The sequence below is a fragment of the Streptomyces sp. LZ34 genome, assembly GCF_053890475.1.
In genome coordinates this window covers 4,552,546-4,560,244 of sequence record NZ_CM132680.1, presented here as the reverse complement: position 1 = coordinate 4,560,244, position 7,699 = coordinate 4,552,546, and the positions used below count along the sequence as shown (strand labels likewise).

Genomic DNA, 7,699 nt, shown 5'->3' with positions numbered 1-7,699 from the left:
CCCCAACCCGGAGATCCGCGCCTGGGCCGGCGAACGCGGCCTCGCCACCGCCGACGTCGGCCCCGGGCTCGAAGGGTTTTTATCCCAGCGCCCCTTCGACCACCTGTTCAGCATCGCCAACCTGCGCATCCTGCCAGCGCCGGTGCTCTCCCTGCCGCGCGGACTGGCCGTCAACTTCCACGACGCGCTGCTGCCGCGCCACGCCGGGGTGCACGCCACCACCTGGGCGGTGCTGGAGGGCGAACGGCGCCACGGAGTCACCTGGCATGTGATGACCGAGGAGGCCGACGCCGGTGACGTCCTCGTCCAGCGCGAGGTCGACGTCGCCGACGACGAGACCAGCCACACGCTCAACGTCAAGTGCCTGGAAGCGGGCGTGGCGTCCTTCGCCGAGCTGATCGCGGCGCTCGCCGAGGGGCGCGCCGAGCGCCGCCCGCAGGATCTGTCCCGGCGCGGCTACCACGGCCGCTACGACCGTCCCCCCGGCGGTGGCTTCCTCGCCTTCGACCGGCCCGCCGAGGAGCTGGCCGCGGCGGTGCGGGCCACCGACTTCGGCAGCCACCCCAATGAGTTCGGCACCGCGAAGGTGGCCGTCGGCGACCGGGCGGCCCTGGTGGGCGGCCTGGAGGTGCTGGGGGAGCGGTCCGGGGCGGCCCCGGGGACGGTACTGGCGTGGGACGGGAGCGGCGCCGTCGTGGCGACGGCGACCCACGACGTACGGCTGACCGGCCTGACCACCCCCGCCGGGGAACCGCTCGCCCCGGCACCGGCCACGGCCCCCGCCGCCCCCTGGGCCGTGGCCGCCCCGCTGTCGGCCGCCGCGACGCGCGCCGAGTCGGCCGCCCTGCGCCAGGAGCGGTACTGGGCCCGTCGGCTGGGCGCGCTGCGCCCCGCCGAGCCGCCCTACCGCGACGGCGCACCGGCGGGCGACGGCGAGCTGTCGCTGTCCGTGCCGGTGCCCGCCGGCGCACGGCGCGCGGCGGCCGACGCGGGGGTCTCGCGCCAGCAGTGGCTGCTCGCCGCCACGCTCGCGTTCCTCGCCAGGACCGCGCGCGAGGGCTTCGCCGACGTGGACCTGCGGGTCGCGGGCCGGACGGACACCGGCACCGGACACCCCGTCACGGACAGCCTGTACGCCCCGTACGCGCCGCTGCGCACGCCCGATGTGGCGGACGGGCCGAGCATGGCGGAGTTCGCCCGGGAGGTGGCCGGGCGGGCCGAGGAGGTGGCCCGGCGCGGCCCCTACCCGCTGGACCTGTGGGTGCGCCGCCCCGAGCTGCGGGAGCGGCGTCCCGCGGCGCGCGGGCTGCCGGTGGCCGTCGAACTCGCCGACCCGGCCGGGCCCGCCACTCCCGCCGCGCCCCGCCCCGGCACCGCGCTGCTGATACGCGTCCCCGCCACCGGCGAGCACTGTGAGTGGGTGGTGCGCGCCGACGCGCCGGCCCGGTCGGCCGCGCGGGAACTGGCCGGTCACGCGGGCGCGTTCCTGGCCGCCGTCGCGGGCCCGGCGGGCGCGGACCTGGCCGCCGCACCGGTGTGCGACGACGCCGCGCGCCGCCGGGTCCTGGTGGAGTTCAACGACACCGCGGCCGACTATCCGCGCCACCGCTGCGTCCACCACCTCTTCGCCGAGCGCGCGGCCCGCAACCCCCGCGCCACGGCCGTGACCTGCGGCGACACCAGCCTCGACTACGGGGAGCTGGACCGGCGCTCCTCCGCGCTCGCCGGATATCTGCGCTCGCGCGGCATCGGGCCGGGCGCGCTCGTCGGCGTCTGTCTGGACCGCTCGGCCGAGCTGCTGACGGCCCTGCTGGGGATCATGAAGTCCGGTGCCGCGTATGTGCCGCTGGACCCCATCTACCCCCGGGACCGCATCGCCCACATGCTGGAGGACACCGGGCTGCCGCTGGTGGTGACCGAGTCCGCGCTCGCCGCCGGGCTGCCCGCCGGCCGGGCCGAGACGCTGGTCCTGGACCGGGACTGGCCCGAGATCGACCGGGCCGCCCCCGAGCGGGGCGCGGAGGTGAGCGCGGGGGACACCGCGTATGTCATCTACACCTCCGGCTCCACGGGACGCCCCAAGGGTGTGCGGGTCGGCCACCGGGCCCTGGTCAACTTCCTCACCTCCATGGCCCGCACCCCCGGCTTCACCGAGGCGGACAGGCTGCTGGCGGTCACCACCATCTGCTTCGACATCGCGGGCCTGGAGCTGTACCTCCCGCTGATCGCCGGCGGACAGGTCGAGATCGCCCCCACCGAGACCGCCGCGGACGGCTTCCGGCTGCGCGCCCTGCTGGAGGAGCGCCCGCCCACCGTGATGCAGGCGACCCCCGCCACCTGGAAGATGCTCATCGACGCGGGCTGGCGGGGCGGCACCGCGGCGCCCCGGGTGTGGTGCGGGGGCGAGGCGCTGCCCCGCGACCTGGCCGAGGCGCTGACCGCGCGCGCTCCCGAGCTGTGGAACCTGTACGGGCCGACCGAGACCACCATCTGGTCCGCGGCCTGCCGGCTGGCGCCCGGCGACCCGGTCACCCTCGGGCGGCCCATCGCCAACACCCAGTTCTATGTGCTGGACGAGCGGCTGCGGCCGGTGCCGCCGGGGGTGCCGGGCGAGCTGTACATCGGCGGCGACGGGCTGGCCTTCGGCTATCTGCGCCGCCCGGAGCTGACCGCCGAGCGCTTCGTCCCCAACCCCTTCGACCCGGCGGCGGGCGCCCTCTACCGCACCGGCGACCTCGTACGCCATCTGCCGCACGGCGCCCTGGAGTACCTGGGCCGGGTGGACAACCAGGTCAAGCTGCACGGCTACCGCATCGAGCTCGGCGAGATCGAGCAGGAGCTGCTGGCGCACCCCGCCGTGGACCGGGCCGTGGCGGTCGTACGGGAGGACGAGCCGGGCGACCGCCGGCTCGTGGCGTACATAGTGCCCCGCGGGCCGGGCCTCGAGGTGGCGCGGCTGCGTGAGGGGCTGCGCGGCCGGCTGCCCGAATACATGATCCCGGCGGCGTTCGTGGAGCTGGCGGCCGTCCCGCTGACCGCGAACGGCAAGACCGACCGCAAGACCCTGCCGCGCCCGACGGCGGTGCCGGCCACCGGGGCCCCGCCGACGGCCGCGGACAGCCGCACCGAGCGCGCCATCGCCGGGATCTGGCGCGAGGTGCTGCGCTCGGAGCGGGTGGGGGCCGAGGACAACTTCTTCGAGGCGGGCGGCAATTCGCTGCTGCTGATGCGGGTGATGGCGCGGCTGAAGGACGAGCTGCGCCGGCCGCTGACCCGGGTCGAGATGTTCAAGTACCCGACCATCCGCGCGATGGCCCGGTTCCTGGACGCGGGCCGCCCCGAACCCAAGAGGGCGCGCGGCCCCGATCCCTCGGGCCCGCGCGCCGCCGACCACGACCGCGGCGCCCTCGGCACGCTGCGCCGACGGCGCCAGGCACGCCCGGAGCGCAGACCGCTGCGCGGATAGGGCTGCGCGCACAGAGCTGCGCGGATGGAGACGGACAGGAACGGACGCAGGCAGACAGCACGCACGCACGCACACGGCAAGCGCTTTGATACGGGGAGTTGAGCAGACATGCGCATGTGCACCACGTGTTCCCTCAAGGAAGGCCATCCCGGTATCACGCTCGATGAGGACGGGGTGTGCAATCTGTGCAAGCTGGACTTCGCGAGCGAGCTGCTGGACAACTTCAACTACACCAACCGGGTCTACGAGGAGTTCACCAGCAGCGGCCCCAACCCGACCGGTGACTACGACTGCCTGTTCATGTACAGCGGCGGCAAGGACAGCACCTACATGCTGGACAAGTTCGTCAACGAGTACGGCAAGCGCGTGGTCTCCTACACCTTCGACGTCCCCTTCGAGAGCGCGCACGCCGCCCAGAACATCAAGCTGGCCCAGCAGAAGATCCCCGCGAAGTTCGTCCTCGACTCCGACGACGACAACATCAAGAAGATGATGCGGGACGTCTTCAACCGGCCCTCGTCCAAGAAGCCCGGCAAGTACCTCGACGAGAAGCTGCCGTGCGTCTCCTGCCGCACCTTCTTCGTGCTCCGCGCGATCCTCTACGCCTACCGCCACAAGATCCCGTACATCGCGCTGTGCGCCGACCCGCAGCAGATCCTGACCATGGAGTCCAACGCGCGCGAGGTCGTGCGCGGCTTCTACCGCACCTTCGGCCCGCGGATGACCGACGAGCTGTTCCGCGGTGAGATCGAGGAGGTCCTGTTCGCCGAGGACGAGGACCTCCCCAAGATCGTCTTCCCGTTCATCGCGATGCGCTACGACTACGACCCCGACCGCATCGTCGCCGAGCTCAAGGCCAAGGGGCTGTACGAGTCCTCGCCGCTGGAGACCCACTGCACGCTCTTCCCGCTCCTGAACTACTACTCGTTCAAGAACTGGGACTGCATGTTCTACAAGCTCAACGCCTCCAGCCACCGCCGCTCGGTGCAGCGCAACAAGGACTACGACCGCTCCACCTTCTCCATCAAGTTCCCGCGCGCCGCCAACATCGCCGACATCGAGGAGCGGATGAAGCGGGTCGTACTGGAGATCGCCGAGCAGCGCGGCGACCCGGCCGAGCACGAGCGGGAGCTCATCGAGGTCTTCAAGCAGCTGGACGCGACCGAGGACGCGGCGCGGTTCGTCGCCCGCAGCTTCCTCGACATGCGCAGCGTGGCCGCCGACATGGACATCAGGCTCTAGGGAGACGGACGGCATGGAGCAGGGTGACGAGATCAGGGACTCCGACGTCGCGATCATCGGAATGGTGTGCCGGTTCCCGGGCGCCGAGGGCGTGGACGCCTTCTGGCGGACTCTGACGGAGGGCCGCGAGACCACCACGTTCTTCACCGACGAGGAACTGCGCGCGGCCGGCGTCGGCCCGGACGAGCTGGCGCTGCCCGGCTATGTCAGGGCCGGGCAGATCCTGCCGGACATCGAGCAGTTCGACGCGGCACACTTCAAGATCCCCGGCGATGAGGCGGAGATCCTGGACCCGCAGCACCGGCTCTTCCTCGAGTGCTCCCTGCACGCGCTGGAGGACGCCGGATACGCGCCGGGCACCCACGACGGCGAGGTCGGCGTGTTCGCCGGCGCCGGGCTGAACACCTACCTGCTGCACCACCTCGCCGCCCGCTACCGGGAAGCCTCCTCCGTCGGGCACTACCGGCTGATGCTCGCCAACGACAAGGACTTCCTGGCCACGCGGGTCTCCTACAAACTCGATCTGCGCGGCCCCAGCCTCAGCGTCAACACCGCCTGCTCCACCTCCCTGGTCGCCGTCCACCAGGCGTGTCTGAGCCTGCTGTCCGGCGAGTGCTCCATGGCCCTGGCCGGGGCGGTGCACCTGCGGGTGCCGCAGCACGCGGGCCATGTCCACCAGGAAGGCATGATCTTCTCCCCGGACGGGCACTGCCGCGCCTTCGACGCCGAGGCCCGCGGCACGGTCATCGGCAGCGGCGTCGGCGTCGTCGTCCTCAAGCGGCTCGCCGACGCGCTGGAGGACGGCGACACCGTGCACGCCGTCGTCAAGGGCTCGGCCGTCAACAACGACGGGGCGGCCAAGACCGGTTACACGGCCCCCAGCGTCGAGCGGCAGGCCGCAGTCATCGCCGACGCGCAGGACATCGCCGACTGCCCGCCGGAGACCATCGGCTACGTCGAGGCGCACGGCACCGGAACCCCGCTGGGCGACCCCATCGAGATCGCCGCCCTCAACGAGGCGTTCGGCGCCGCGGGCGGGCCCGGCAGCTGCGTCATCGGCTCGGTCAAGACCAACATCGGCCACCTGGACACCGCGGCCGGCATGGCGGGGCTGATGAAGACCGCGCTGATGCTGCGCGAGGGCACGCTCGTGCCCAGCCTCAACTACCGTTCCCCCAACCCCGACATCGACTTCGCCGCCGGGCCCTTCCGCGTGGGCACCGAGACCGCGACCTGGCCCGCGGGCCACGGGCCCCGCCGCGCCGGAGTCAGCTCCTTCGGCATCGGCGGCACCAACGCCCACGTCGTCCTCGAAGAGCCGCCCCGGCGCACCCCGGCCGCCCCGCCGCGCCCCGCCGAACTGCTGGTCCTCTCCGCCCGGACCCCGCAGGCCCTCGACCGGCTCGCCCTGGCCGTGGGCCGCCATCTGCGGCGCCACCCCGAACTGGACCTCGACGCGGTCGCGTACACGCTGACCGCCGGGCGGCAGCGGTACCCGCACCGGCGCGCCGTGGTCGCCCGCACCGTGCCCGAGGCCGCCGTGGCCCTGGCCGTCGCCGACCCGGAGCGGATGGCACAGGGGCAGCCGGGCGAGGAGACGCCCCGGCCCGCCTTCGTCTTCTCCGGCCCGCCCGACGGCGCGGGCGGCGCGCGCGCCGTCGAGCTCTACCGGGAGCTGCCCACCTTCCGGGCGGCGGTGGAGGAGTGCGCGGCGGCGCTGGACACCCCGCCCGGATACGGGGCCGACGCGCTGCTCACGGCGGACGACGGGGTCGCCGCGTTCATCACCGGGTACGCGCTGGCGCGGGTGTGGCAGGACGACTGGGGCCTGCGGCCCGGCGCGCTGCTGGGCACCGGGCCCGCGCAGGCCGTCGTCGGCGCCCTGGCGGGGGTGTTCGGCCTCGCCGACGCGCTCGCCCTGGCCAAGGCGTACGCCGCGGGCGAGGCCGCGCCCCTGCCGCGCACCCCGCTCGGCGCGCCCGAACTGCCCCTCGCCCTCGGCGCGGGCACCCGCTGGCTGACGCCCGAGGAGGCCCGCGACCCCGCCGTGTGGACCAAGCCGGTCGCGGCGGAGGCCGACGCCGAGGCGCGCTCCGCCCTGCTCGCCGCCTCCGGGCTGATCCCGGTCGAGATGGCGCTGGACAACGAACCGGGCGAGCCGGGCGTGGCGGGCGGGGCCGGGGAGCAGCCGGCCGAGGGGAACGGCGGCCCGGCGACGGCGGCGCTGCTGCGCGGCGTGGGCCGCGCCTGGGTCCAGGGCGCCTACCTCGACTGGGACGCCTGGTATCCGCGGGAGCGGCAGCGCCGGGTGCCGCTGCCCGGCTACCCGTTCGAGCGCGTCCGGCACTGGGTGGAGCCCCCGCGGCGACAGGCGGCACCGGCCGCGCCCGAGCCCGCGGCCGTCACCCCGGCCGTACTCGCCACCCCTGCCGCACCTGTCATGCCTGCCGCGCCGGCCGACCACGCCACGCCGGCCGACCGCGCCGTCGCCCCCGCGCCGCGGCCCGCGGACGGCGGCGGGCTGGCACGGCGGATCGCGGGCGCCGACCGGGCCGAGGTCAGCCGCCTGCTTCAGGAGTACGTGCAGGGCCAGGTGGCCACGGTGCTCGGCCGGGGCAGCGACGACCCGCCCGAACTCGACCGCAGCCTCTTCGACATGGATGTGGACTCGCTGATCCTCATCGACATCACCGCCCGGCTCGGCACCGAGCTGGACCGGCCGGTGCCGTCCTCCGCGTTCGTCGAATACCCGACCATCCGCGCGTTCGCCGATCACCTCGTCGCCGAGTGGCACGGCGAGGCCGGTCCGGACGGCGGCCACGAGAAGGCGCCGAGCGGTGCGGCGGCGGGCGGCGAGGCCGCGAGGGGCCGTACGTCCCGCCGCGCCGCCGCCCGCAGGGGAACCACCCCCAGGGGAAGCAGGGGACAGGTGTGACACGCAGACCCAGCCAAGCCGGAGCGAGCGGACCGACCGGGGGAGAGAACGGGGCA

Annotated in this window: 3 protein-coding genes; all 3 read left to right on the top strand. The window is 74.3% G+C overall.

What is annotated here, in order from left to right:
* The first annotated feature begins 142 nt into the window (after positions 1-142).
* The 3 genes from ACWY4P_RS17755 to ACWY4P_RS17745 all read left to right on the top strand — a co-directional run bounded on the left by ACWY4P_RS17755 (position 143) and on the right by ACWY4P_RS17745 (position 7,643).
* Positions 143-3,466, top strand: a complete 3,324-nt coding sequence (locus ACWY4P_RS17755; protein ID WP_456211521.1) for an amino acid adenylation domain-containing protein — start codon at positions 143-145, stop codon at positions 3,464-3,466.
* A 108-nt stretch (positions 3,467-3,574) separates the two neighbouring features.
* Positions 3,575-4,708 carry an OzmP gene (locus ACWY4P_RS17750; RefSeq protein ID WP_456211520.1) on the top strand — a complete coding sequence of 378 codons (1,134 nt, stop codon included), beginning with the start codon at positions 3,575-3,577 and terminating at the stop codon, positions 4,706-4,708.
* A gap of 13 nt (positions 4,709-4,721) precedes the next feature.
* Positions 4,722-7,643, top strand: coding sequence for a type I polyketide synthase (locus ACWY4P_RS17745; protein WP_456211519.1), 2,922 nt, complete (start codon positions 4,722-4,724; stop codon positions 7,641-7,643).
* The last annotated feature ends 56 nt before the right edge of the window (positions 7,644-7,699 follow it).

Coding starts and splice junctions, on each gene's coding strand:
- ACWY4P_RS17750 (WP_456211520.1), top strand. CDS start 3,575: ATGCGCATGTGCACCACGTGTTCCCTCAAGGAAGGCCATCCCGGTATC.
- ACWY4P_RS17745 (WP_456211519.1), top strand. CDS start 4,722: ATGGAGCAGGGTGACGAGATCAGGGACTCCGACGTCGCGATCATCGGA.